The following is a 23,470-nucleotide window of genomic DNA, read 5'->3' as shown; positions in this document are numbered from 1 at the left end:
CCAGGCTGGTTTATTGACAATCAAAAAACCACCTGATTAGGAATGCGCATGAAACAAGTTCGTCAGCTGTGGGTGCGAATTTATTCGCACTGTGCGGATAAATCCGCACCTACACAGGATTCTTGCATATGATATTCCATGCATATTCCTAAGCGATTAAATGGGTTACAAGCAAGACATTAAAGTCGAAGTAAATCCATGAGAGTTATATGGATTTAAAGCAGGTCAGGGAGGGGAAACCGGCACAGATCATTGCGATGAGACAGAATCGGCTTAATTCTTCAGATCTATTTACCAATATTTGACTTAATCCAATGATATAGCTTAAGCAAATCCGGATGCATATTTTCAAGTGCCGACTGAGTGGTAATAAAGTAAGGAGCTCTAATGCCATGATAATCCATGTCTTTCCCCACTCGTTGGAAGTCTATCCCAGAACGACGCATTAGTCGCGGCAAAAAGGGTTCCATCATCGCAAACACATTGGTTCGCTGGTCCATATCTGTCATTACAGTAGCAGCCAGAAAACAGGCAATGGCAATCAATGAAAAACTTCGCCGCTCCTCTTCCGAAATATTCGTCCCGTTAATTTGACCATAACGGGTTAATGACTCCCCATCACGTCGACGATAGGTACTGTCAACCGCTAAACGTGATATTTCACAGATAGATGAACGCTCCAGCTTCATACTATCGATCTGCGGTTGATCAAGACTTGATCTACAGAACTTTTCAAGCGGTAAAAGTCCTTTTTCAACCGTTTCTAAAGCTGGCACTAACCTGACACAGCCTGCTGGGGTGTGGATACCGTCGTGAATGTGCGTTATCAAACAATGCCTAGAATCCGGATCAAATGCATCTATTTCCAATCCATGACCGGATGGATCTACAGCCTGATATTTAAACTCTTCGCAATAAACCCTATGCCGAATCCTAAATACTTGTTCTTTTTGAGCCGCTGACACAGCTAATTCCACCTTGAAATACTTCTCAAAAACTTCAGTCAAAGTTGATTTGGACTCGTCATTCATCACGGAGCTCATTTATCCAACAGAATATTTCTATTTCATGAGGCTTTCGATACGATCATTTGCCACTTTCAAGCGACTAATCATAACTTCAGAAAGCGCCTTTAAAAATAGATAACCATCTATAGGGTGATCATCAAGATAAACACTTAACATATCATTACGAATTTCCAGTAAACAAACGTTGCATAGTGCGACTACCGAAGCTGATCTTAGATGGGTTCCATAAAGACAAAAATCGCCAAATATGTCTCCTTTACTCAAGTCGCATAACCCTTGTGTGGCTAGCGCATTTTCATTAACTTCATTACTACCCAGCACGCGGACATCACCCTCGTCAATCAGAAAGAAAGAACTCCCAATATCACCTTTTTGGATGATTATTTGACCGGCACTATATTTCACATGCTTCCAAGCAACGCCTTCCTTTAACCTGGGACTGCTTAAAATTTCATCGAGTAACTGCCTCATGCGAAATCCTTCCTCCAAATTTACATTCGAAATGAACAATAAAACTAACCGCAATGATACCCTGATGAATGCCTAGCTGGCCAAACAAAAATGTCAAAAATATTACACATGCAATTACTAAACGCTAGGACCGAAACTCTCTTAGAAGCTCATGTAATTAGTGAACAATGAGAGAGATGTATTGGATACTACAAAGCGCCTTAACCACAACTCTTGAAACCTCATCCAGTTTAGATAAGGACTGATAAGTTCTTTTAACTTAAATAAGCCATTTTTCGATAAGCAAGATCCTCTTCAAACAGGTCAGAATATAAACTAAAGCCGTTTTTATAGTCCTTTTTCCACATCGAATTTGCCATAATATTTTCAATATTACACTTCAATGGAATTCTTTTACCTCTATGTTTGCAAGGTTCGCCTATCTGCTCAGCCGAAAAACCTACCTTACGAATAGCATATACAAGAGCTGGCGCAACCAACAAATACAAATCTTGTCTATTGTTTTGCGTGCAATATAACGCCACCGCACGGATTAAACCCCAGGTTAGAACTAACCCCAAGTTTTTGTAATTATGAAGTACTGTAACATTTGAGCTTACGGGAATATCCTTTTCCGTCAAGATGCCATAAGGCGCAAATTTTTTAGCCGAAAAACGTCGCACTTCTTTAAGCACACAAAGCCTGGACAATTCAACTGATTGTAGATATTGATCACCACTTAACTTTTCGTTTAACTTACAATGCTTCTCAAAAGGTAACGAGTGTTCATTAGGCAACACAAGGCGCAAGGCGCCCACCCAATGCCCATGATGCTTGTCTCTTACCAAAAAATGCACTGAATGGTTCTTATCCCATTCATCGTATTCCTGCTCATCGGTAAAATTTTCTTTATCCTCAAAGCCCATTTCATCGCAATAAACCTGATACCTGATATTGTAATGATGCGCCTTGCTTTCAGGCGTATCCGCCAAAAAAACCTCAAAATTACTATCAAAAGAATGATTATTTACCATTATTTAAAACCTAAGCGAGTCCGTGTCAAAATTAGTTAAGACCTAACCAAAGATGTTTCCAGTTAATCCCATAAAATCCTACGATGATCAAAAAAAAACGCATAAACTATAGCCTTAGCTCAGGTGGATTGAACTTTTACGGTTTTAGCTTAGATCAAAACACCCCTTGATTATATAAGATGATCTACTATGCGCGGTTAAAAACTCATTAAAATCAGATTAAGACTGCTCACAATAAGCAACCAAAGTATGAAAGGGTCTGCAGCTACAAGGTGTCGAGAAATATTACACCCACGTCAAACCCTTACAATATCTGGGTTTCGGTGAAAACATTCACCGTAACCATTCAGAGTTAAACGCCAAACATTCCCACATACCAGATTCAAGCCTAAATACTGACAGGGATGTCGAAAAACCTTACACCTATTTTTAGAAGATCGGCCTCGGCGAAAAGACCCTACATTAACATTGAATACCTGTTCAATTTGTGTCTGTAAACACTGATATCTCTACGGTGAGGCACCTTGTATACAGCCTCTCAGAAATATTGTCCCTTGTTAAAGTTAGTATTTTTCACGATCTTCTCTTCCCTAGGCCATATCAAGGACTCAAGCACCGGTATTTATTAATGAAGTAGAACATCAAATTTACCATAACTATGCCCCCTTTTTTTGCCTCATTACTTATGTGTCAGTTTTTTTTACACCTTCTCCAATAAAATGAAAGCCAACAAACAACCACAACACAATAAAAACACTAAGATCATGTTTTAATTGATATTTAATAAATACATACTTAGTTGGCCCGCATGTTGCTAAACATAAATTGTAAATATTTAATTTTAATAGAGGATTTAAAAATGAAATCGAAAACACTTTTAGCTACAGCCATCGGCTTAATCTCACTTGGCAGTGTTAATGCTGCCAATGCTGCCGCGATCGCGACTTCAGGCATTCAAGTCTCAAATTTCGTGATACACAAAGGCACCACCACCGCGGCCCCTATTCTTGACAATAGCTCACTTTTGAACCTTCAGTACGTTAGTAGCGGCAGCACATCTGCAACACTTAACGGTTCAACTTCAAGCTCAGGAACAGTCGTTTCAACCAGTGCTGCGGTACCGATTGATTTGTTATCCACCATGGGCGCAGCCAACCCAGCACATACTGACAATGTTTTTAATAGTCAAGCATATTCATCCGCTTTCGGCAACCCTTTAGCTGGATCAAGCTTTGCTTTTGGCGACCAGTTAGAAATAGGCTCACCAATAAACAACCTGCCTGGTGCTGCACTCGGAGCCAACCTTTACAACCAATCAACAGCTGCTATTTATGGTGCTGGTATTGGCGGCGCAACAAGCAATAATGGTTTAGTTGCTGACTGGCAATTTACTGCTGGCTTCAGTGACTTCCTTACCTTCTCATATGATGTATCAGCATATTTAGAGTCATTCGTAGCATCCGGTTCTTTAACCCCTACCTCAGCTCAAGCTGGTGGTTCAATTCAGTTTTTATTAACTGATATAAACGATATTAATTCAGGCAACAATTTATTAAGTGGCGCCACAAGTTTCACTTGGACCACTGGTCGTAACGCCCCACTAGGTAACGGACTTCCAAGCGTTGCCGGCCTAATTACAGGTTTAGGTGTGCCAGCATTGAACACAGCTGTTACAGCAACAACTACTAGTGCATTGGTAGCAGGTAGAAGCTACAACTTGACCGCTAATATTTTTACAAGCGCAAATGTTCAATCAGTACCTGAACCAGGCATGTTAGCTTTAATGGGTCTTGGCCTATTGAGCATGGCAAGCATGCGTAAACGCCAAGCTTAAATTTAAAGTTTTCTAAATACTTAAAGGGCTATACTTTGTATAGCCTTTTTTTTTGGAGTACACGATGCCAAGTATTACTGTAATTAAGACGTTCTGTCGTGAACTAATAGCTAAACAATCAGCCGTTCGTGAAACCGAACCTGATCTAGTAATGGACGATCCTGAAAAAGTAGCCGCCTACACTAGCGCCGGTCGTGAAGATGGCGTCATGGCGCCAGTCTATCTTTTTCACTGCGCCCAAATTTGCGAAATCATCAAACCTGGCGAAACTGTGCTCGACCTTGGTTGTGGCCCAGCAACTCAATTAGCCATGGTCGCCCGCCTTAATCCTGAAACCCACTTTATTGGCATGGATCTATCCAACGAGATGCTGGATAAAGCCCGGGACTATGTAGCACAACAAAACTTATCAAATATCGAGTTTAGACAAGGCGACATAACGCAACTAACGACTTTTTCCGATGCCAGCATTGATGCTGTAATGAGCACCGTCGTGTTACATCATTTACCTGACCTTGATGCACTGGAAAAAACCTTCACTGAGATCAAACGCGTTTTAAAGCCCGGCGGTGGTCTCTATTTGGTTGATTTTGGTCATTTAAAATCCGAAAAGTCTATTCAGGATTTTGCTTACCAGTACGTGGATCGACAAGCTGAGTTATTTACACTGGATTATCTTTACTCCTTACGCGCAGCTTTTTGGCCGCATGATTTTTCCAGCCTTTACCAAAAGCACCTATCACTTTTTGGGGAATTTTATAAAACCTTTGTTATGCCTTACATGATGGTTGTTAAATCACCCGCTAGGCGAAAACCCGATTCTGCTTTAAAACAGCAATTAGATACCTTAAAGCTCAGCATGCCAAAATATCATCAAACCGATTTAAAAGATTTGATGATATTTTTTAAGCTAGGCGGCTTAAAATCCAAATATCTGAATTAAATACCTTTGATAAAGCCCATCAGACAGCTTTTCTAAGCGTTTTTTCTGCTACGGATTTACACTTACCAATACGAAAACCCACGGCCAATGTTTCTGATTGGTCTATACCGAAAATACCAAACAAGCTCTGTTTTGCCTGCTCCAGCATATTCCGATGCGTTTCTGAAAACGCTTCCAAAGCATTTTCTTGCGCTCGATGGATCAACAAAGGCAAGCCCACAATAGGCTGAAACGCTAACCCCTGCCGTGCAGCTTCCAACCAAACTCGCTGCAGCGCCCTACCCGCCTGAATAAAACCAAGACTGTCAGTTTTTTGTACAGTGACCTGACCAATCAATGCTGCGTTTTGACAGTTGTACCAACACTTAGCCCCTATAATTCGAGATAAACCCACATAGTTCGCCAAATCGACAAACCACCAGAAGCGCATTAAAGGGAAAAACAGTTTCTCAATCGGATTTAATCCCAAGGTACCGACTGGCATGCCATCCTGGGTTTCTTCAATTTGCTTCTGATTCCAGCGGATTTTGTCGAATAGAAAGCTGTGAATCTCCTTATGCTCAAAAACCACCCGATCATTCACCATTATAACTTTGGCTAAGGTTTTAACGGTTTTAACATCGTGCACAAAATAGCCCTTGACACCTTCCACTTGCTTTATCGAATCAATAATCTGCTGAGCATCCTCAGCGGGTAATTGAACATCTTGAAAATGGAATCGATTGGTTTCTCTAGTAAAAATGGCCGGGTACAATGGATCATCAACAGCGGAAGCCGATTCAAATTCAAAACTTGCCACATAACTAGGGTTTTGTGGTTCGGGAAATAATTTTAGTTTAACCATACAGCCCAAATGCCGGGAGGCGATAGCAATATTCTCGATCACCGCACCATGAGCAATATAAGCGGCCGCTTGCTGGTAGTTATAGTAGGAATCGTCTCGCTCAGGCAAGTTAAACAAATCTATCCGCGCCCAATCTTGCGAAACTTCAAACCTCCAAGGTTGCACGTTATCACCCGATGGCGCTTTCACAGCAGCTTCTAATATTTTTTCTATTATTTGCCTATCCATTTCCACCTTCTTTAGTATTGTAATGTTTTGTTATTTAGTTTTAAGCATGCCAAGAAACTGTTTTCTTGCAAACCAAATCCCCAACTTTTGCATCAGATTTGCGTTACCTCCCGGCCGCCAGGTTTTAGCCAGCTTATTGGTATAAGCATCAAACTGTAAGCCCCACGGCGCTGCCAATACCTTGCCGCGCTGCAATAAAATCTTCAAAACCTGAGTAGCTGCAATTCCAGCACATAACTCACAGGCCATAGGGGTGGATGGGCCTTTATGATTGAGTAAGTCGACAGCAGATTGATCTACCAGATAGCCACGCTGCAGCATAACTGGAGACAAACCCAGTAAAAAATGCAAAATCTTGTCAGTTTCGGATTTTCCCTTTAGCTGAAAATACTCTTCGAACGTCATCTGCCCTGGCAAAAAATTCAACAATGCCGTGCCCATGCCTAATGGAGCAGCCGTCACAGCCGGTATTGCATGATCTGCACAATAGGAAAAGACCATTTCCCTCGCATCAAAAGCAAAAAAATCCAGCCCGTCTACATACACATCCACACCTGCAAAAAATTCCGACAGATTCTCTAAAGTTACACCTTTTGGGAATTTTTTTATCTGTAAATCTGGATTGATATCTTGCGCCATTTCGGCCAATACATCGGTTTTAGGTCTATCCAGATGCGAAACAGTAGCTCCTGCTTGACGGTTAAAATTGGGCAGCTCGAATTTATCAAAATCGGCAATATGAAAGGCACCAATACCCAGTCGAGCCAATGTTAACAAATGGCTTCCACCCACACCTCCCAAGCCGGCAATAGCAATTTTTTTACCTTTAAGTAATTGCTGTTCTTGCTGCGTAACCCAGCCAATATTTCGCGAAAATGCCTGTTGATAGTCAAATGTCGTCATTGTGTTAACCATAATTATTTGCAGACAAGTTTGTACTGTGTTGTTTGCTATACTGTCAACGGCTTTATAACAATAATTGGCAATAAGCCTTAGCTTTCAACAAGGCAAACTACATATCTGAGCCAACATTTTTATGATTCCATTCTTAATTAATACCATGGCTTCAGTAGTCATTGCAGTATCAACAAAAATGCTTTCGCATAACCGCATGCGTTTCGTTATGACGGTGACAGGCATTGCTATTGCTTTTTTTCTGGCTGCAGCACAAATTGGACTGTTAGTAGGCTGGATTAACACCAACAGCGCCATTATTAATAACGCCGGTGTTGATATCTGGGTAATGGCGAAAGAAACCCGCACCCTTGATTACGGTACCGCTATCCCGCGTCACCGCATCCAACAAGTCAGCAGCGTAAAAGGTGTGGCATGGGCTGAAGGTATGTTGGTAGGCTGGATTAATTGGCAACACCCTGAGGGCAAACATATTACGGTAGAGGTCATTGGACTGGATAACGCCAACGCAGGCGGACCTTGGCGCATGGCTGAGGGCAATATCGCATCCATCCGTCTACCGGAAACAGTCATTGTCGATGAATTATCCAAACAGGCACTTGGGACTTTACATGTGGGTGACGAAGCCGAAATGGAAGGGCGTAGGGTTATTATTGGCGGCTTTTCGCAAGGTGTACGCACATTCACCGCAGCACCGTTTGTTTTTACATCCATTGAGAACGCGCTAGATTATGTTCCCTACTACCACTATGACGAAATATCGTACGTTCTAGTTCGAGCCGTACCTAATGCCAATATTTTAGATATTCGCGACCGTATCGCCCAAGAAGTCTCTGATGTAGAAGTCCTAACCACCGACGAATTTGCCGAACGTTCAGTAAAATACTGGATGCTGGAAACCGGCGTGGGGATAACGGTTATCATCACCGCAGCCTTAGGTTTACTGGTGGGCGCAGTCATCATGAGCCAAACCCTGTTTGCCATTACCCAGGACCATATTGCCAATTACGCCACCTTGTTAGCCTTGGGTTTTCATCAAAAAACCTTGCGCCAAATTGTATTAACACAAAGTTTAAGCTTGGGCGGACTGGGGATTATCGTCGGCTTGGTGTTATTTTTCCTGGCTTGTAACGCCTCGGCCCGCAGCCCTATTCCACTGGAAACCACACCCATGGTGACGATGGGACTGGTTGCTTTTTCATTGCTGTGTTGCATTGCTTCTTCCTGGTTTTCGATTCGAGCCATTTTTAAGCTGGATCCTGTTTCGGTATTTCACGGATGAAAAGTATTCTGACCTGCCAAGGCATTACCAAAAGCTACGGCTCTGGCGATATCATCGAAAACGTATTAAAACAAGTGGATCTGGAGTTTTTTGAAGGCCAGGCCTCAGTGTTGATAGGCCCTTCGGGTTCTGGCAAAACCACCTTGTTATCTATTTTGGGCTGCTTGCTGGCACCTAGCGAAGGTCAACTTCTGATCGCCGATCAGAGTGTAAACTTTTTCGACAAAAGTAGTTTGACTGAAGTCAGACGGCAAAAACTGGGATTTATTTTCCAACACGCGCAACTACTGCCTTTTTTAACCATTGAAGAAAATCTAGCCATTGTCGGTCGCAATGCAGGTATGAACGATGCCGATATCAAACAACGGCTGGATAATTTATTGCAGCGGCTTGAATTACAAGCCATGCGCTATAAACACCCAAATCAGCTCAGCGGCGGCCAAAGACAGCGAGTAGCCATTGCCCGGGCTTTGTTACATCGCCCTTCCATCGTCTTGGCCGACGAACCCACCGCTGCGCTGGATTGGCTGACCGGCAAAACCGTGGTTGAATTATTGCTGGAACAAGCCCGCCTGGAAAAAGCCGTGTTGGTCGTTGTCACGCATGACACCCGCATGCTTCCGTTATTTGATCGTATTTTGTCGATTGCCGATGGTCTGTTAAGCGAGCAACAACAAACCGCCATTGCCGACAATACCTTCTATACTCAAACGTAATCTAATCCTGCGCCGGACTCTTCCTATGCGACATCTTGCTACTTTATTTTTAATGACTCCATTGCTTATCAATTCAACCGCATGGGCTGAACAGCGCTGGATTCAGGGCATTGGTTATGTAGAACCGGCCAGCGAAATACGTAGACTGGCCTTTAAGCATCCGGGCATTCTGGGCGAGTACAAGATTCAATTAGGTCAAACAGTTAAAGCGGGCGATTTATTAGCCGTACAACAAAATATCGAAGAACGAGCAGCACTCACTGTAGCGGAAAGCCAGCTGCTGGAGGCTAAAGCAGATTTGGAAAAAGTGTTGGCTGGCGTGAATCCTTATGAAATAGAAGCCAAAAAAAATGCCCAACGCGTCAGTGCTTTAGATGCAGAATACGCTCACCGCAAACTCGATCGCATCGAACAATTACGCAGCAATAAATTTGCCTCAGAAGATGATCGTGATTTAGCCGAAACCAATGCCAAGTTAAAACAAGCCGACAGCCGCCGCTTAACTGCCGAGTCACGCTATTTGACGCATTTTGTGCGGGATGTCGATAAACAGTTGGCGTTGGCCCAACTAGCGGTTGCCGACGCACAACTCCAATCAGCCAAGCAAAGGCTAGCAGAAACCTACTTAACAGCGCCTATAGACGGCACGGTTTTGGAGACTATTCTGCGAGTCGGCGAATCCACTTTTTCAGTCGGCAGCCCGGAACCTGCTTTGTTATTAGGCGACATGACAAAATTACGCGTAAGAGCAGAAATTGATGAAAATTATGCTTTGGCCTTAAAAGACGGCCAAAAAGCCATTGTGTTCGGCCGAGGACTGGGTGACAAGGAAATTCCGGCGCACGTTAGCATGGTGAAAAAAATCATGGGCAAAAAAACGGTTTTTGCTAAAACCGCGACCGAACGCAAGGATATTGATGTAATTCAGGCATTTATCGAGCCCGATGCCGAAATGCAGGTACCCATAGGCTTGGAAGTCAACGTCAAAATTGCTATCGATTGATCATCTCATGATTTCGCCAAAATTAACTTCGGCTTATGGTTCCCATGCTTTGCGTGAATAGTCCCAGCCGGGGACGCACCAGCGTCCCGAACCGCAGAGCGGTTCAGGTTGCATTCCCACGCGAAGCGTAGGAACGATACGATAAAATTTTTGTGCATAAAAAAGGGCCTGCATGACTGCAAGCCCTTGATGAAAACAAACTATCTAACTTACTCAGGGTTCGAATGAAACCTCTTCCAAACTGGCTAAACAGCCAAGTCCTCTAGCAAATTCCTGTATCTCGCTGGCCATGTGAAAGTTGATGATATCGTTTGTCTTTAAATCGACCACGGCGTACTCAACAACATTATCGTCACTCTCCAATCTTGGCTTGTACTTCAATATTTTTTTTGATTCTTTAGCTAGCTTACGATTAAGCCTATCTGTTAGCGCCCGAATTGAAACCAATTTTTTCATTCCCAATCTCCATGCGTTAAAAGGAGTTTCTGAGTATAGATGATTTTTTACGGCCGTGAACAGGTAAAAAAAATTACGCTACTACCGGTTTCAACATTGAAGTTTTCCCAACCATAATATCCACCGCCTTAAGTAACCGTTTAAAAACGGATTGTTGGCAATATGGAATGTTATGTTTTTTGCATAAGGCCTTTACTTGCGGCTGTAATTTTTGATATTGGCTTAACGGCAAATCCGGCCACAAATGATGTTCAACTTGATAATTCAACCAACCATAAAAAAAGTCATTCAGATTGGACCCAGTCGGATAATTGACCGAACCCAATATCTGCCGTAAGTAAAACTCACCTTTGCCTGTGCCTTTTTCCTCAAACATCATCACATCATCCCCCGCATGATTGGGCACGATGACTAGAAAACTATGCATATTGGTAAAAATTTCCGCCAAAATAGAATTCATCAGCACGCTAAAAACGGCAAAGCTCCCCAAAGGCATAAACAGCAACGGCAACAAGACAAAACGGTAGCCAATATAAGGCAGAATGCTTTGAAACCACAAACCTCGCCCTTGCGGGGTAAACACACTCCAGGCCCCCATACGCGTCATAGCCGGCTCTTGCTCACCTTGCTGCCGCACGGTATTTAATCGTAATTCTCTATGGGTTCTAGGCGTGTAATAAAGAATTTTCCAGGCCCCGGAGAAAAATGCCACGATGGCATAGCGCAGCCACATCGGTAAGCTGGATTGTCTTAACCATTCCATATTATGCTGTAACTGGTCGGGATCGGCTTTTTCGCCTAAATTATAATGATGCAACACATCATGTTCTTGGTGCCAACCCGCTGGAGTAATCCAGTCCGGCCAATCCATAAATCGGCGCCAGCCCTGGGCAAATTTTTTGCTAGTGTAATGCTGCGGCACGCCTTCCAGCTTGTCATAACTGCGATGCACGACAGGATGCGTCATTTGCGTCCAGCGAGTAAAACTGCCTTGACTGATGAAAAGCGCAGAAATCGGATTAGGAAAAATCCAGGCTGTGCCATAACCAATCAGGGAACAAAACTGCCCCCAACGCTCCATTTTTTTTAAATGGGCAAAATCGTCAGCGCCTATATTGGCGAGAGCTTGTCGGTGAATTTCCGTGACGTCTTTAGCTAATTGTTCGCGATCTACTGACTGGTAACTGTGTAAACTCAAAATGTGTTGTTCCTTAGAGATGCAATTGGTGGTATATGCGTAACCAGCCAAAGCATTGAATGCGGTTTATAGAAGGGTGTTTATTAAGTGGCTAAATTGAGCGCCAGCGAGAATACAACAGCAGCTTATTACTCAGCCAAGTCCTGAGTTACTTCGGGCTCGACAGGTAATTCTGCCGGCGGTGCTTTAAACAACTCAGCCACCAAAGCAAGCTGGGTTGCAAACTGTGGCAGAGCAGGAATTTTCCAGGCTTTTCCGATCACTTTAGACAACAGATTATTCAACCAAGGCCGATCGGATCTTGCATGATGAATGATGAATCGATAGGACTCGCCATCGTTGAAAATAGCAAAGTCTTCCAGGGAAACCTCAATGGTACCTTCCTCACCATATAATCTGGTTTGAACGTAAACTTTTCGGGCATCTACATCAAAATTAAATTCCAATAACTCAGCAATACCTTTTAGAACGAAATTAGCGACCCAAATAATCGCAATATTAGGCGTTAACTTTATAATAAATTTGATCAAACTTAACTTGATGCTCATCGTTTTGCCTACTTTCGTTAACAGGGGTTAGCCTTATGGGCCAAATGTAATCATACGCAGCCATTTTAACCTACAGGCAACGGTTTCATATGATGTTTTACAAGCCGCCCAAAAAGAAAACCACAACCATCAGTGATTCCAACTGAAATAGCCTGATGCAACCAGTTTCGGTATGACCACTCGCTGGTTTAACCAAACTTAATTACCGATAATGTCTAGCCATTTCACTTAATGGAATGGCTTTAATTTTGCTGGCGTATCCAGCCGAACCAAAGGTTTCATATCGCGCCTGACACAGCGTTTGCATGGCGTCTCTGGCAGCTTTATAAATTTTGCGGGCGTCCAAGTCTGATGCATTTTCAGGTTGGGCGACATAGCGACGAATGGCGCCGGTAGAAGCCATGCGTAAGTCGGTATCGATATTGACTTTCCGCACCCCATATTTAATCCCTTCCACAATTTCATTTACCGGCACACCATAGGTTTCTGGGATATCACCGCCATATTCATTGATGACTTGTAACCAGTCCTGCGGCACAGAACTTGAACCATGCATAACGAAATGGGTATTGGGTAAACGTTGTTGCAAAGCTTTTAAGCGGCTGATCACCAACACCTCACCGGTAGGCGGTTTGCTAAATTTATACGCACCATGACTGGTGCCAATGGCGACCGCCAGAGCATCTATTTGTGTTTGTTTGACAAATTCAACCGCTTCATCCGGATCGGTCAGTAACTGACTATGATCAGGTTTTGCTGACGACGATTGATTCGAGGCATCGTCTTTGATTTCTAAAGAACCTAAACAGCCTATTTCTCCTTCAACCGAAACACCGCAAGCATGCGCCATTCTGACCACAGTCCGCGTCACATCCACGTTATATTCAAAACAGGCCGGCGTTTTCATATCTTCCTGTAACGAGCCATCCATCATTACGGAACTGAAACCCGCTTGAATGGCTTGAGCGCAAATATCAGCTGTAGGGGCATGATCTCTATGCATGACCACTGGAATCTGCGGATATTGTTCAATAGCAGCCAGGATTAAATGACGTAAAAAAACCTCGCCCGCATAGCGATTCGCACCGGCGGAACCTTGCATAATCACTGGACTATCACAGGCTTGTGCCGCTTGCATAATGGCTTGAACTTGCTCCATGTTGCTAACATTAAATGCCGGCACGGCAAAATCATGCTCTGCGGCAAAATCCAAAACTTGTCGTAATGACACTAAAGCCATGCGGGATGCTCCTTAACTTGCTTTATTTAATCAATTCCAGACCACCCATATACTGACGTAAAACATCAGGCACTCTAATCGAGCCATCTTGATTTTGGTAATTTTCCAGGATGGCAATCAGCGTTCTGCCGGCAGCAAGGCCCGACCCATTTAAGGTATGCACCAATTCTGGCTTACCGGTGTCGGGATTTCGCCAGCGCGCTTGTAATCTGCGGGCCTGAAAATCTTTAAAATTACTACATGAAGATATTTCTCTATACTTCTGCTGTCCTGGCAACCAAACCTCTAAATCATAAGTTTTTGTTGACGAGAACCCGGTGTCGCCGGCGCATAACAATACTTTTCGGTAAGGTAGTTTTAGTATTTTCAGCATATTTTCAGCATGTGCCGTCAACTCTTCATGCGCTTGCGCAGATTCCTCAGGCGTAACAATTTGCACCAGTTCTACTTTTTCGAACTGATGCTGACGAATCATGCCGCGCACATCACTGCCGTAGGCACCCGCCTCACTTCTAAAACAAGGGGAATGGCAGACAAACTTCAAAGGCATCTGCTTTGCATCGACAATCACATCACGAACGATGTTGGTAACCGGCACTTCCGCCGTTGGAATCAGATAAAAAGTCGGATCGTTTTTTATGGTAAATAAATCTTCTTCAAATTTAGGCAATTGCCCGGTACCTCGCAAACTATCCGCATTTGCCATGAAGGGCACATAGGTTTCCTGATAACCATGTTGGTTAGTATGAGTATCCAGCATCAATTGAATGATGGCGCGCTGTAATGTCGCCAGCTTCCCTGTCAACACCACGAAGCGAGCACTGGCAATTTTCGCCCCCAGCTCAAAACTCATACCCAAAGGCTCACCCAAGTCCACATGATCTTTGGGCTCGAAATCAAACTGCGGCAGTTCACCCCAACGACTGATTTCAAGATTATCGGCTTCACTTTTGCCGGCAGGAACGGATTCATCAAGAATATTGGGCAGCCCTTCCATGATGCTATTTAATTGCGACTGAATAGCTGTTAACTCGGATTCGGCGGTTTTTAATTGATCCCCCAAATCCTGTACTTGATCGAGCAGCGGCTGAACGTCTTCGCCCTTGGCTTTAGCCTGACCGATAGCTTTGGAGCGGGTATTACGTTCGTTTTGTAATTCCTGGGTTTTAACCTGAATGTCTTTACGCCGATTTTCCAGCGTTAAATAGCCGGCAGCATCAAAGTCTATATTGCGTCTTTTGAGTTGTTGTTGAACTAATTCCAGTTCGTTTCTGAATAAACGAGGATCAAGCATGAGAATGTATTACCTGAATTGAAAAGTTTGAATGTAATCGATAGTCGTCGCGAACGATCAAGCTACCCGCGACAGCTAAATTTAGAATTTAAAGAAATGTTCTCGATAGTATTTGAGTTCATCAATAGATTCGATGATATCGTCCATGGCTTTATGGCTGGCTTTTTTAGTAAACCCATCTTTAAGTTGCGGTGCCCAACGCGCGGCAAGCTCTTTAACAGTGGATACATCCAGATTGCGATAATGAAAATAAGCTTCCAGCTTAGGCATGTAACGATACAAAAAGCGTCTATCCTGACAGATACTGTTGCCACAGATGGGTGATACATTATGCGGCACCCATTCATTTAGAAATTCCAAAGTTTGTGCTTCGGCTTCGGCAGCCGTGATGGTTGAATCCTTTACACGCTGAATCAAGCCGGATTCACCATGATGTTTTTGATTCCAGTCATCCATCGCCGCCAAAGCAGCTACGGATTGATGCACCGCAAGCACGGGGCCTTCAGCAAGTATGGTAAGATTTTTATCGGTGATTACCGTGGCTATTTCGATAATCAAATCCGTGTCAGGATCAAGCCCGGTCATCTCCAAATCGATCCAGATTAGATTGTCAGCATCCTGAGCCATTTTGAATCCGTTAGTGATTAAAGTTGCGGCAAATTGTAGCATTAGCTACTCTGTACCGCTAATTGTTAACCCCGCCCCTAATTTGCCCCAATGAATATTTTTACTATCATTTTTTTATTCGCCCTGATTATTTCCTACGGCATACAGTTTTGGCTGTCTGCCCGGCAAAAATCCTATGTTTTACAGCATCGTGAACAAGTCCCGCCTGCCTTTTCAGATCGAGTGACACTGGCTGCCCATCAAAAAGCCGCCGATTACACCATCGAAAAAGGCAAACTTGGCGATATTGATAGCGGTGTTGGGATGCTGTTTTTATTATTGATCACACTAGGCGGCGGCATCAGCCTGGTGTTTGATTTTTGGTCAACGTTCGATCTATCGCCGATGTTGGCCGATCTAGTATCTGTCGCCAGCATTTTTCTACTGATGACGGTGATTGAAATTCCGTTTAGCCTCTATCAGACCTTTGTGATTGAAGACAAATACGGTTTCAACAAAAACACCTTGCCGCAATTTGCCAAAGACCAACTGATTTCACTCAGTTTGACCTTGGGCATAGGCATGCCTATTTTGGCGTTGATTTTGTGGGTCATGGATAGCATTGGCAGCCTATGGTGGCTGTATGCCTGGGCTATCATCATGTCTTTTTCTTTATTGATGAGCTGGTTATTCCCAACCGTCATTGCCCCGCTTTTCAATAAATTCACCCCGATGGAAGACGGTAGCTTAAAAGATCGCATCAAAAGCCTGTTAGAACGTTGCGGCTTCAACAGCCAGGGTATTTTTATCATGGACGGCTCGCGTCGCTCTGGTCATGGCAATGCCTATTTCACTGGCTTGGGCAACAACAAACGTATCGTTTTTTTCGACACCCTGGTGAACTCACTGGATGAAGAAGAGTTGGAAGCCGTGCTAGCTCACGAGCTAGGACACTTCAAATGCAAACATGTAATTAAAATGCTGATCGCTTCTTCTGTGATGACATTAATCAGCTTCGCAGTTCTGGGCTGGATAATCACTCAAGACTGGTTTTTTGATGGCCTTGGTGTCAGCACCCATTCCAACGCGGCTGCTTTATTATTATTCATGATGGTGTCACCGGTATTCACTACTTTTATGCAACCAATCAGCGCCTATTTTCAACGCAAATTTGAATTTGAAGCCGACGAATTCGCCACCCGCCATGCAAAAGGTAGCAAAATGATCAGTGGTTTGGTCAAATTGTACGAAGAAAATGCCAGCACGCTGACCCCCGACCCGATCTACTCTGCCTTTCATTACAGCCATCCTCCGGCAGCGATCCGCATTGCGCATATCGAAGAAAAGATGCAGTCCGCCTGATGTCATCACTTAGCGCAGGCTTGGTTATCGCCCATCTCGGCAAAGGCATCGCCGTTGAGGTGGACGACCGCATCATACTCTGTCAGGCCCTGCGTAAACTGGATACCGTTGTGGTTGGCGACCGGGTTTTGATTTCGCTGTCTTCACCCGATCAAGGTCGGGTTGAGCAACTTCTGGACAGACGGTCGGTTTTACAACGACCTAAACGCGGCGACCAAATCAGACCGGTAGCCGCCAACATCGACACCATTTTCGTGGTGTTTGCTGCCGAACCGGATTGCGATTTTTTGTTACTGGATCAATATCTGGCCATTTGTGAAAACTGCAATATCGATGCAGCCTTGGTTTTTAATAAAATTGACCTCGGTTGCTCCGATGCGATTGAGCAGGAACTGCAAAACTATCTAGCCGTGGGCTATGGCTTGTATCGCGTCAGCGCTAACAAAAACATCGGCATCCAGGATTTGCAAAACGTGTTGTCCACTCAAACCAGCATGTTTGCCGGTCAATCAGGGGTAGGCAAATCCTCTTTAACCAACGCCCTTTTGCCCGATAAAAGCCTTAAAGTTAACAGTGTTTCAGAAACCACCCGTCATGGTCGCCATACCACCACCGCCGCCACCTTGTATCATTTGCCGAAAGGCGGTGATTTAATCGACAGCCCCGGTGTAGCGATTTTTGGTTTAGCCGGTTTGTCGGAAGCCCAATTAGCCTGGGGCTACCGCGAGTTTCACCCCTTTATCAGCAAATGCCGGTTTAATGATTGCCGTCACCTCAATGATAAAGATTGTGCTGTACGAGTAGCCGCCGAAAACGGTTTGATTCCAGCCAGCCGTTATCAACGTTTTCTTAAACTCAGAGAGAAAATGCCACCCGGCAATCGCAACTAACTTAACATCCGTAAACCAGAAACTGAGTGAATCAGGATTTTTTATGCAACAGCTGATTGCCATTGCCTTAGGCGGTTCCGTCGGCGCAGTGATGCGTTTCTTAGCCGCCAACGGTATTTATGCGGTTTTGGGCCGCAGTTTTCCGCACGGCACTTTGTTTGTGAATGTATTCGGCTCATTGCTAATGGGGTTTCTAACCGAACTGATGGTGCAGCGTTTCGCATTGGCTGTTGAATATCGCGCCGCGATTCTAGTAGGATTTTTGGGTGCTTTTACCACCTTCTCCACCTTTGCTTTAGAAACCTTGTATTTGTTTGAAGAGGGTAGTTTACTTAAAGCATTTCTAAATATTTTCCTCAGCATTGTGCTTTGCCTTACCGCTTGCTGGGTCGGTCTGATCTGGGGACGCACGGTTTTTTCGGGTAACTCAACCCCGTATTTGGCTCAATACTTACCCAAACTGGAACTGATGCTGAGCTTTTTTAGCGTATTTTCTTTAGCCCTAGTGGCCGAAATGCTGATTAATCGCTTTAATTTGAACCACGAGATACGCACGATTTTCTTTGTTTTATTATTGGGTATCTTAACGATTGCAACAACGCTTTGGCTTAGTTTAAAAGGCCCAGCAATTCCACTAGAATTTCATCACCTGCTAAGCCTGTTTGTCATCAACACTTTAATCGGCGTGGTGATGATTTGGTCTGGCTCATCGATAGGACATTGGATATGGCAACACAAGCTGTCACCGTAGCACGCATTTATCTTCGCGAAGGCGAGCACCTACTGGCTAAATTAATCAAGCTGCTACACGACGACGAAAAAGTTTCCGGCGTTACTGTACTGCGTGGCATCGAGGGATTCGGCCCCGACGGCAAACTACATCAGGCATCGCTGATGGACTTGTCGCTGGATTTACCGTTAATTGTCGAATTTTATGACACCCCTGAACGCGTAGTAGCCATTTTGCAGCATCTGGAAACACATATGGGTCTATCCCATGTGGTCAGCTGGCCTGCTCAAGGTCGCTTACATCCCGCTTGATCTGAGCTCAGTTAACCCGGCGGCCAAGTCATGCGTCGACCACCCATCACATGCAAGTGCAAATGATGCACGGTCTGCCCACCATCGTCGTTACAGTTAAACACGGCTCGATAACCTGTTTCTGCATAGCCATGTTCTTCTGCAATGCAGGCGGCTATTTTCAGCATATGCCCACCTAAAGAGGCATCCTGCAAAGTATTTAAATTAGTAATATGCAGTTTAGGCACAATTAAAACGTGCATAGGCGCCTGCGGATTAATATCCCGAAACGCCAACACTTTTTCATCTTCAAATACCACATCCGGTTTGATATCACCGCTTACCATTTTGCAAAAAAGGCAGTTTGTCATTGCAGCTCCTTATCGTATATGTATATTACTGATCTTAGTTTTCTAAACTGATTGGCCTTGCCAAAGCCCATCATTAATCCGACACGCTAACACGGCCGATGCACAAATTCCAACTTACTCAAGCAAATGCCGTTAAAATTTAACCAATTTTTTAGCTCGTTCATTAACTTAAGGTTTTAACTACATGAGAATACTGATCGTCGGCAGCGGCGGCCGTGAGCACGCCCTAGCCTGGAAAACCAAGCAATCCACAAAAGTCAGCCACGTTTTTGTTGCTCCTGGCAATGCTGGCACCGCGCTGGAACCAGGTATAGATAACGTCGCCATCCAAGTCGATGATATTGCCGGATTACTTAACTTTGCCCAAGCCCGCTCTATCGATTTGACCATCATCGGCCCGGAAGTACCTTTGGTAAAAGGTGTTGTCGATGCGTTTAATGCTGCCGGCATGGCCTGTTTCGGCCCTACTGCACAAGCCGCTCAACTGGAAGGTTCAAAGTCTTTTTGCAAAGACTTTATGGCTCGCCACGGCATCCCAACTGCCGAATACGAAACCTTTACCGACCCGGAACTGGCGATTGCCTACATCCAGCGCAAAGGTGCACCCATTGTGGTTAAAGCAGACGGTTTGGCTGCGGGTAAAGGCGTAATCGTTGCACAAACCGAACAACAAGCCATAGACGCCGTACAAGACATGCTATCTGGCAACAGTTTTGGCGAAGCTGGCCACCGTGTGGTAATCGAAGAGTTTTTAGCCGGCGAGGAAGCCAGTTTTATCGTCATTGCCGACGGCCTGCACGCCCTGCCCATGGCTACATCGCAAGATCATAAAGCCCGTGATAACGGCGACCAAGGCCCCAATACCGGTGGCATGGGTGCTTACTCCCCCGCCCCTATCGTCACGGCCGAAATTCATCAACGAGTAATGGACGAAGTCATCAACCCGACGCTGAAAGGTATGCGTGATGACGGTAACGAGTACACCGGTTTTCTGTATGCCGGTTTGATGATAGGCAAAAATGGCAGCCTGAAGGTTTTGGAATACAACTGCCGCTTCGGTGATCCGGAGACCCAACCTATCATGATGCGGATGAAAAGTGACTTGGTCGAACTTTGCCAGGCCGCACTGGATAAAACATTGGATCAAATCAGCACCGAATGGGACACACGTCCGGCATTAGGCGTTGTTTTGGCGGCCGGTGGCTATCCAGACCACTACGCCAAAGGCAATGTCATCAAAGGCTTACAAGGCATCGAAACTGAAGACACAAAAGTATTTCATGCCGGCACCGAACAGAAAAATGCTAACGTGATCACGGCGGGCGGCCGGGTATTATGTGCTTGTGCATTGGGTGACACGATTGCTGAAGCTCAACAAAAAGCCTATCAACTGTGCCAACAAATCGATTGGCAAGATATTTATTACCGTACCGATATTGGTTTCAAAGCCATATCTTAAAAGCTTTTCAAAGCGATTTGTTGTTTAAATCTGTTTTTAGGCGTCATGTATCGATAAGAATCATGACGCCTGCTTTGCCCAGGTTCATGATCTTCCTCCGTTGCTTTGCATGCCAGCTGGGTTTTGTTATCGAGCCCGCCCGTTAACAGCAACTATTTCTGTGCATCAATTCTCACTCTGAGTGATTATTGATCCTTGGTACATTTTATTTTTTCTGCTTTACGTCAGTATATACTTACAAAATGATAATCTTATTGGCGCACCTCACCAAGTAGCTATTAAAAGCATTTAACGTCAATAACAATTTTGTTTTCTGCTCTATAGACATAAAGTTAATGAAGATCAGTTAAACAAGTACTTCATTATTAACCCTATACCGCCTTTAAATTTCGCCATTCGAAATCAATTTAAACAGAAGCTAAATGCAGTGAAAAAACCACTGATCTATTACCTACAGGATAAAAAAAAGCACCACGTTTGGCTTGCTGCAGTGGTATTGGCAACACTACTGACGCTGCCTATTGTGGCAGGCTTGAATTTTCTGCTGGAAAACCGGGTAACAGCTCATTTCCTAATCACTGGATTTGTTGCTGCTATTTTGGTGGCCTCGGTTGTCAGCAGTTTGATTATTTATTTTTTAGAATTGTTATCCAAGGCTCAACAAGACAATCTGCACCTGAACGGCATCATAAACGCTTGCCCTGTGCCAATTGCTATCAATGACGCCGCCAACAACATTCTGTCACTTAACTCTGAGTTCATTAAAGTTTTTGGCTACACTCTGCATGATATTCCTACAATTCAGGACTGGTGGCTTAAAGCCTATCCGAATGCCGACTATAGACAATCGGTAATAGATGCCTGGCAAATACGAATGCAAATCATGCTTGCCACTGGCGAAGCATTTAATTCTTTTGAAGTAAAGATCCACTGCAAAAACGGTCAAATCAAAACAGTGCTGGCTGCAGCCACCCCGCTGGAACCGGCTATTCAGGGCACGTTACTGGTTGTGCTTTTCGACATCACAGAGAATACCCAGTATGTCGATGATCTGCTGGAATCGCGCAACATTCTGCAAACCATTATCGAAACCATACCCATGCGGGTATTCTGGAAAGACCTGGATTCGCGTTACCTCGGCTGTAATAGCGCATTTGCTCGGGATGCCGACCTGGCTAGTCCAAATGAAATCATTGGAAAACTGGATAGCGAATTAAGCTGGCACGCTCAAGCCGATCTATACCGCGCCGATGATAGGGCTGTCATGCAAACCCGAACGCCCAAACTGGCATACGATGAACCGCAAACCACGCCAGACGGACAAACCATCTGGCTACGCACTTCCAAAACAACTTTATATGACAACCAGTCAGAGGTGATCGGTGTACTGGGTGTTTATGATGACATCACCGAACGCAAAAAAATTGAAAAGGAGCTGTGGCTCACTAAAACCATGCTGGATAGCAGCAAAAAAGCATTTTATCGGCTTGATGCAAGCGGCAAAATTCAATACGTAAATGACCATGCCTGTCGAGCTTTAGGCTATTCACGAGCAGAACTACTCAACATGCATCCTTGGGATTTTGATCCTGACTTTGAAGCTTCAGCATGGCCTGCGGCTTGGCAAAAACTAAAGACCGACATTACTGTTAATTTCGAAACCCGCCACCGTCGTCGTGATGGCAGCTTTTTTAACGTTGATGTAATCCGTAGTTACATTGCCCACAATGGTGAAGAGTTTTGCTTTTCGATTGCGCAAGATATCACCGAACGCAAACGCATCGAAACCGAGTTAAACATCGCTGCAACCGCTTTTGAATCACAGGAAGGTATGGTAATCACTGATGCCAACACCGTGATTTTAAAAATTAATCATTCATTTACCCGTATCACAGGCTTTACGTCGAACGATGTGGTAGGCCATAAAATGACTATTTTGAAATCCGGTATTCACGATGCGGCCTTTTATGCTGATATGTGGGCAACTGTTTTCAAAACGGGATTCTGGCAAGGCGAAATATGGAACCGGCGTAAAAACGGCGATATTTATCCGGAATGGTTAACCATCACGGCAGTCAAGAACACCTATGGTCAAGTAAGCCACTACGTCGGCACCATAAGCGACATTACCTCGCGCAAAGCTATCGAGGCAAAAATCCAACACATGGCTCACTATGATGCGCTAACTGATTTACCTAACCGTATCCTGCTAACCGACCGTCTTCATCAAGCCCTGGCACAAGTTCGCCGGGAAAAATCCAAGCTAGGCCTGATGTATCTTGATCTGGATAAGTTTAAGCCGGTCAATGACAATCTGGGTCACGATATCGGCGATTTATTATTGAAAGAAGTCGCTCATCGCCTACAAAAATGCATGAAGCGCGAGTCGGATACGGTCAGTCGTTTGGGCGGCGATGAATTTGTTATCCTGCTTGCACGTATTGATAACGATCAAGAAGCTGCAGATGCCGCAAACAACGTAGTGAAAACGCTCAATCTACCCTTCGAAATCAAGCAGCATACTATTCATATTTCCAGTAGTGTCGGGATTGCGATTTACCCCACCCATGCGCTTGACGTCGAGACGCTGATGAAACTAGCCGACAATGCCATGTATCAGGCCAAGGATGCAGGAGGCAGTTGTTTCAGGTTATATCAACTGCCATTGTAAAAAGTGGGTCCAGCCAAAATTTTGATAGTTTGGTCAGCAATCATTCCCAAAATCGGTTTATTAAGGAATGCGCATGAA

General features: G+C 44.4%; 23 protein-coding genes. 11 read left to right on the top strand and 12 right to left on the bottom strand.

Translation table 11 applies throughout. The features are described 5' to 3' along the window. Nucleotides 1-287: 287 nt before the first annotated feature. From A1359_RS01310 to A1359_RS01300, 3 genes are all read right to left on the bottom strand, one after another. The gene (locus tag A1359_RS01310; protein WP_066976870.1) at nucleotides 288-1,031 is read right to left on the bottom strand and encodes a PEP-CTERM/exosortase system-associated acyltransferase; all 744 of its coding nucleotides are present in this window, start codon (nucleotides 1,029-1,031) and stop codon (nucleotides 288-290) included. Nucleotides 1,032-1,061: 30 nt separating this feature from the next. After that, the gene (locus A1359_RS01305) at nucleotides 1,062-1,499 is read right to left on the bottom strand and encodes a cyclic nucleotide-binding domain-containing protein (protein WP_066976867.1); all 438 of its coding nucleotides are present in this window, start codon (nucleotides 1,497-1,499) and stop codon (nucleotides 1,062-1,064) included. Between the two features lie 254 nt (nucleotides 1,500-1,753). Beyond that, nucleotides 1,754-2,512 carry a PEP-CTERM/exosortase system-associated acyltransferase gene (locus tag A1359_RS01300; RefSeq protein ID WP_232322069.1) on the bottom strand — a complete coding sequence of 253 codons (759 nt, stop codon included), beginning with the start codon at nucleotides 2,510-2,512 and terminating at the stop codon, nucleotides 1,754-1,756. Nucleotides 2,513-3,371: 859 nt separating this feature from the next. Between A1359_RS01300 and A1359_RS01295 the strand changes: the two genes are divergently transcribed. Together A1359_RS01295 and A1359_RS01290 are read left to right on the top strand one after the other, a co-directional pair. Continuing rightward, nucleotides 3,372-4,346, top strand: coding sequence for an EDSAP-1 family PEP-CTERM protein (locus A1359_RS01295; protein WP_066976861.1), 975 nt, complete (start codon nucleotides 3,372-3,374; stop codon nucleotides 4,344-4,346). Nucleotides 4,347-4,410: 64 nt separating this feature from the next. Beyond that, nucleotides 4,411-5,289, top strand: a complete 879-nt coding sequence (locus tag A1359_RS01290; protein ID WP_066976858.1) for a class I SAM-dependent methyltransferase — start codon at nucleotides 4,411-4,413, stop codon at nucleotides 5,287-5,289. 19 nt (nucleotides 5,290-5,308) lie between these two features. Here the strand turns inward: A1359_RS01290 and A1359_RS01285 are convergent, their stop codons facing one another. Next, nucleotides 5,309-6,361: a nitroreductase family protein gene (locus A1359_RS01285; protein ID WP_066976855.1), complete on the bottom strand. Its 1,053-nt coding sequence runs from the start codon at nucleotides 6,359-6,361 to the stop codon at nucleotides 5,309-5,311. A gap of 30 nt (nucleotides 6,362-6,391) precedes the next feature. Then, on the bottom strand, nucleotides 6,392-7,264 hold the full coding sequence (locus A1359_RS01280; RefSeq protein ID WP_083960434.1) for a ThiF family adenylyltransferase: 873 nt from the start codon (nucleotides 7,262-7,264) through the stop codon (nucleotides 6,392-6,394). Between the two features lie 157 nt (nucleotides 7,265-7,421). Between A1359_RS01280 and A1359_RS01275 the strand changes: the two genes are divergently transcribed. Genes A1359_RS01275 through A1359_RS01265 form a run of 3 tightly spaced genes read left to right on the top strand, consistent with a single transcriptional unit; the run spans nucleotide 7,422 to nucleotide 10,277 of the window. After that, nucleotides 7,422-8,558, top strand: a complete 1,137-nt coding sequence (locus A1359_RS01275) for an ABC transporter permease (protein ID WP_198159227.1) — start codon at nucleotides 7,422-7,424, stop codon at nucleotides 8,556-8,558. Further along, the gene (locus A1359_RS01270; protein ID WP_066976845.1) at nucleotides 8,555-9,274 is read left to right on the top strand and encodes an ABC transporter ATP-binding protein; all 720 of its coding nucleotides are present in this window, start codon (nucleotides 8,555-8,557) and stop codon (nucleotides 9,272-9,274) included. Before A1359_RS01275 ends, A1359_RS01270 begins: the two co-directional genes overlap by 4 nt. Nucleotides 9,275-9,299: 25 nt before the next feature. Continuing rightward, the gene (locus A1359_RS01265) at nucleotides 9,300-10,277 is read left to right on the top strand and encodes an HlyD family secretion protein (RefSeq protein WP_066976842.1); all 978 of its coding nucleotides are present in this window, start codon (nucleotides 9,300-9,302) and stop codon (nucleotides 10,275-10,277) included. A gap of 213 nt (nucleotides 10,278-10,490) precedes the next feature. On the opposite strand, the gene A1359_RS01260 is transcribed toward A1359_RS01265, so the two are convergent. The 6 genes from A1359_RS01260 to orn all read right to left on the bottom strand — a co-directional run bounded on the left by A1359_RS01260 (nucleotide 10,491) and on the right by orn (nucleotide 15,640). Further along, nucleotides 10,491-10,733 carry a hypothetical protein gene (locus A1359_RS01260; RefSeq protein ID WP_066976839.1) on the bottom strand — a complete coding sequence of 81 codons (243 nt, stop codon included), beginning with the start codon at nucleotides 10,731-10,733 and terminating at the stop codon, nucleotides 10,491-10,493. A gap of 73 nt (nucleotides 10,734-10,806) precedes the next feature. After that, a complete protein-coding gene (locus tag A1359_RS01255) occupies nucleotides 10,807-11,931 on the bottom strand; it encodes a fatty acid desaturase family protein (RefSeq protein ID WP_066976876.1) in 1,125 nt (374 codons plus the stop codon). Between the two features lie 128 nt (nucleotides 11,932-12,059). Then, nucleotides 12,060-12,479, bottom strand: a complete 420-nt coding sequence (locus A1359_RS01250) for a hypothetical protein (RefSeq protein WP_066976836.1) — start codon at nucleotides 12,477-12,479, stop codon at nucleotides 12,060-12,062. Nucleotides 12,480-12,681: 202 nt separating this feature from the next. Further along, nucleotides 12,682-13,719, bottom strand: a complete 1,038-nt coding sequence (gene fba / locus A1359_RS01245; protein WP_066976833.1) for a class II fructose-bisphosphate aldolase — start codon at nucleotides 13,717-13,719, stop codon at nucleotides 12,682-12,684. Nucleotides 13,720-13,741: 22 nt separating this feature from the next. Beyond that, complete coding sequence (gene serS, locus A1359_RS01240) at nucleotides 13,742-15,013, bottom strand: serine--tRNA ligase (RefSeq protein WP_066976829.1); 1,272 nt, start codon at nucleotides 15,011-15,013, stop codon at nucleotides 13,742-13,744. Between the two features lie 81 nt (nucleotides 15,014-15,094). Beyond that, on the bottom strand, nucleotides 15,095-15,640 hold the full coding sequence (gene orn, locus A1359_RS01235) for an oligoribonuclease (RefSeq protein ID WP_066976873.1): 546 nt from the start codon (nucleotides 15,638-15,640) through the stop codon (nucleotides 15,095-15,097). A 90-nt stretch (nucleotides 15,641-15,730) separates the two neighbouring features. Here orn and A1359_RS01230 point away from each other — a divergent pair, with 90 nt between their 5' ends. Genes A1359_RS01230 through A1359_RS01215 form a run of 4 tightly spaced genes read left to right on the top strand, consistent with a single transcriptional unit; the run spans nucleotide 15,731 to nucleotide 18,912 of the window. Then, a complete protein-coding gene (locus A1359_RS01230) occupies nucleotides 15,731-16,981 on the top strand; it encodes a M48 family metallopeptidase (RefSeq protein WP_066976826.1) in 1,251 nt (416 codons plus the stop codon). Continuing rightward, nucleotides 16,981-17,871: a ribosome small subunit-dependent GTPase A gene (rsgA, locus tag A1359_RS01225; protein WP_066976823.1), complete on the top strand. Its 891-nt coding sequence runs from the start codon at nucleotides 16,981-16,983 to the stop codon at nucleotides 17,869-17,871. The genes A1359_RS01230 and rsgA overlap by 1 nt, the downstream gene beginning before the upstream one ends. Nucleotides 17,872-17,914: 43 nt before the next feature. Next, on the top strand, nucleotides 17,915-18,622 hold the full coding sequence (crcB, locus tag A1359_RS23535) for a fluoride efflux transporter CrcB (RefSeq protein WP_066976820.1): 708 nt from the start codon (nucleotides 17,915-17,917) through the stop codon (nucleotides 18,620-18,622). After that, entirely contained in the window at nucleotides 18,598-18,912 is a 315-nt protein-coding gene (locus A1359_RS01215) for a DUF190 domain-containing protein (protein WP_066976818.1), read from the top strand. Before crcB ends, A1359_RS01215 begins: the two co-directional genes overlap by 25 nt. An 11-nt stretch (nucleotides 18,913-18,923) precedes the next feature. On the opposite strand, the gene A1359_RS01210 is transcribed toward A1359_RS01215, so the two are convergent. Then, on the bottom strand, nucleotides 18,924-19,262 hold the full coding sequence (locus A1359_RS01210) for a histidine triad nucleotide-binding protein (protein WP_066976814.1): 339 nt from the start codon (nucleotides 19,260-19,262) through the stop codon (nucleotides 18,924-18,926). Between the two features lie 184 nt (nucleotides 19,263-19,446). On the opposite strand from A1359_RS01210, the gene purD reads away from it, so the two are divergent. Together purD and A1359_RS01200 are read left to right on the top strand one after the other, a co-directional pair. Then, nucleotides 19,447-20,721 carry a phosphoribosylamine--glycine ligase gene (gene purD / locus A1359_RS01205; protein ID WP_066976811.1) on the top strand — a complete coding sequence of 425 codons (1,275 nt, stop codon included), beginning with the start codon at nucleotides 19,447-19,449 and terminating at the stop codon, nucleotides 20,719-20,721. A 427-nt stretch (nucleotides 20,722-21,148) separates the two neighbouring features. Further along, the gene (locus A1359_RS01200) at nucleotides 21,149-23,392 is read left to right on the top strand and encodes a PAS domain S-box protein (protein WP_066976808.1); all 2,244 of its coding nucleotides are present in this window, start codon (nucleotides 21,149-21,151) and stop codon (nucleotides 23,390-23,392) included. The last annotated feature ends 78 nt before the right edge of the window (nucleotides 23,393-23,470 follow it).

Origin of the sequence: Methylomonas lenta, assembly GCF_001644015.1 — a bacterium.
Lineage (GTDB): Bacteria > Pseudomonadota > Gammaproteobacteria > Methylococcales > Methylomonadaceae > Methylomonas > Methylomonas lenta.
Note: the sequence above shows the minus strand (reverse complement) of the source record. Positions and strands in the feature narration are given on the sequence as shown.

Excerpts from the sequence above, each read along its gene's own strand:
- A1359_RS01310 (WP_066976870.1), bottom strand. The coding sequence starts at position 1,031 with ATGAATGACGAGTCCAAATCAACTTTGACTGAAGTTTTTGAGAAGTAT.
- A1359_RS01305 (WP_066976867.1), bottom strand. The coding sequence starts at position 1,499 with ATGAGGCAGTTACTCGATGAAATTTTAAGCAGTCCCAGGTTAAAGGAA.
- A1359_RS01300 (WP_232322069.1), bottom strand. The coding sequence starts at position 2,512 with ATGGTAAATAATCATTCTTTTGATAGTAATTTTGAGGTTTTTTTGGCG.
- A1359_RS01295 (WP_066976861.1), top strand. The coding sequence starts at position 3,372 with ATGAAATCGAAAACACTTTTAGCTACAGCCATCGGCTTAATCTCACTT.
- A1359_RS01290 (WP_066976858.1), top strand. The coding sequence starts at position 4,411 with ATGCCAAGTATTACTGTAATTAAGACGTTCTGTCGTGAACTAATAGCT.
- A1359_RS01285 (WP_066976855.1), bottom strand. The coding sequence starts at position 6,361 with ATGGATAGGCAAATAATAGAAAAAATATTAGAAGCTGCTGTGAAAGCG.
- A1359_RS01280 (WP_083960434.1), bottom strand. The coding sequence starts at position 7,264 with ATGACGACATTTGACTATCAACAGGCATTTTCGCGAAATATTGGCTGG.
- A1359_RS01275 (WP_198159227.1), top strand. The coding sequence starts at position 7,422 with ATGGCTTCAGTAGTCATTGCAGTATCAACAAAAATGCTTTCGCATAAC.
- A1359_RS01270 (WP_066976845.1), top strand. The coding sequence starts at position 8,555 with ATGAAAAGTATTCTGACCTGCCAAGGCATTACCAAAAGCTACGGCTCT.
- A1359_RS01265 (WP_066976842.1), top strand. The coding sequence starts at position 9,300 with ATGCGACATCTTGCTACTTTATTTTTAATGACTCCATTGCTTATCAAT.
- A1359_RS01260 (WP_066976839.1), bottom strand. The coding sequence starts at position 10,733 with ATGAAAAAATTGGTTTCAATTCGGGCGCTAACAGATAGGCTTAATCGT.
- A1359_RS01250 (WP_066976836.1), bottom strand. The coding sequence starts at position 12,479 with ATGAGCATCAAGTTAAGTTTGATCAAATTTATTATAAAGTTAACGCCT.
- fba (WP_066976833.1), bottom strand. The coding sequence starts at position 13,719 with ATGGCTTTAGTGTCATTACGACAAGTTTTGGATTTTGCCGCAGAGCAT.
- serS (WP_066976829.1), bottom strand. The coding sequence starts at position 15,013 with ATGCTTGATCCTCGTTTATTCAGAAACGAACTGGAATTAGTTCAACAA.
- orn (WP_066976873.1), bottom strand. The coding sequence starts at position 15,640 with ATGGCTCAGGATGCTGACAATCTAATCTGGATCGATTTGGAGATGACC.
- A1359_RS01230 (WP_066976826.1), top strand. The coding sequence starts at position 15,731 with ATGAATATTTTTACTATCATTTTTTTATTCGCCCTGATTATTTCCTAC.
- rsgA (WP_066976823.1), top strand. The coding sequence starts at position 16,981 with ATGTCATCACTTAGCGCAGGCTTGGTTATCGCCCATCTCGGCAAAGGC.
- crcB (WP_066976820.1), top strand. The coding sequence starts at position 17,915 with ATGCAACAGCTGATTGCCATTGCCTTAGGCGGTTCCGTCGGCGCAGTG.
- A1359_RS01215 (WP_066976818.1), top strand. The coding sequence starts at position 18,598 with ATGGCAACACAAGCTGTCACCGTAGCACGCATTTATCTTCGCGAAGGC.
- A1359_RS01210 (WP_066976814.1), bottom strand. The coding sequence starts at position 19,262 with ATGACAAACTGCCTTTTTTGCAAAATGGTAAGCGGTGATATCAAACCG.
- purD (WP_066976811.1), top strand. The coding sequence starts at position 19,447 with ATGAGAATACTGATCGTCGGCAGCGGCGGCCGTGAGCACGCCCTAGCC.